This window comes from Microbacterium sp. DT81.1 (genome assembly GCF_049844955.1).
Taxonomy (GTDB): domain Bacteria; phylum Actinomycetota; class Actinomycetes; order Actinomycetales; family Microbacteriaceae; genus Microbacterium.
This window is the reverse complement of record NZ_JBNCMA010000026.1, coordinates 1-1,097: the sequence shown is the minus strand read 5'-3', so window position 1 is coordinate 1,097 and position 1,097 is coordinate 1. Positions and strand designations below refer to the sequence as shown.

The window sequence follows — 1,097 nt, the reverse complement described above, 5'->3', positions numbered from 1 at the left end:
TGTAGTTCCCCGTGAGGTTGTGAACGCGGGTTGAGGGGGCTTGGCCGCCGATGCCGGTGTGGGGTCTGTGGTGATTGTAGTGATGGATCCAGTCTTGATAGGTCGCTTCTCGAGCCTGCTCGCTGTCGTAGATGGCTGCGTATGCCCATTCGGTGGCGAGGGTGCGGTTGAATCGCTCGACCTTGCCATTGGTTTGCGGGCGATACGGCTTGGTCCACTTGTGCTGGATGTCACCGAGAGCGTCCGCGAACGCGTGTGATCGGTAGCAGGAGCCGTTGTCTGTCATCACCGCCGTCACGGTCACGCCGATGCCGGCGAAGAACGCGTTGGCGCGGGTCCAGAAGCCGGCGGCGGTCTCTTTGCGTTCGTCGTCGAGGATCTCCGAGTACGCGACGCGGGAGTGATCGTCGACGGCGTGGTGCAGGTAGCGGAACCCCCGCGAGCTGGCAGCGCCCGCGCGTGCCGCCCGGTTCCGTGCGACGCCAGATCTCCGGTGTTGCGCGGATGTCCGACCGTGGACGCGCCAGCCGCCGCCGTCAGGGATCCGGCCCTGCTTCTTGATGTCCACGTGCACCAACTGACCGGGCGCGGCGACCTCGTAGCGCTTCGGCTGGGGTTTGCGCACGGGCAGTCCCGTCGACTGGTCGATGCTGGCCAGCAGTGGCATCCGGTAACGCGCCAGGACGCGGCCGACGGTGGAGCGGTGCAATCGCAGGTGATACGCGATCCGATGCGGACCCCACCGGCGAGTGAAACGCAACGCCACGATCCGCCGCTCCGTCCGACGCGGCAACTGGGCCGGCGACCGATGCGGGCGGGAACTGTGATCGGTCAACGGCAACCCGGCCCGGTACCTGTCCGCCCACCGCTTCGCCGTCGCCGGCGAGCACTGGAACCGCTCCGCCGCGCGACGCAACGACCACCGCTGATCGACGACGAGAACAGCAAGACGACGACGCCCCTCCGGCGTCAAAGGCGCATTAGCGTGAGTCACGAAGACCTCCGTGGTCAGGACAGTGAGTGTGGTAACCCACATCCTGACGCGGAGGTCTTCGCTTACCTCAGATGTTCACAACGTCCCAGGGAACTACAGCTAG

Annotated in this window: 1 protein-coding gene; it reads right to left on the bottom strand. The window is 66.0% G+C overall.

Annotated features, from left to right (window positions below; all coding sequences use genetic code 11):
• Window positions 1–994 (bottom strand): IS481 family transposase (locus tag ACLQ2Q_RS22185; RefSeq protein WP_425824069.1); only part of this gene is annotated, 994 nt, incomplete at its 3' end.
• Window positions 995–1,097: the final 103 nt, after the last annotated feature.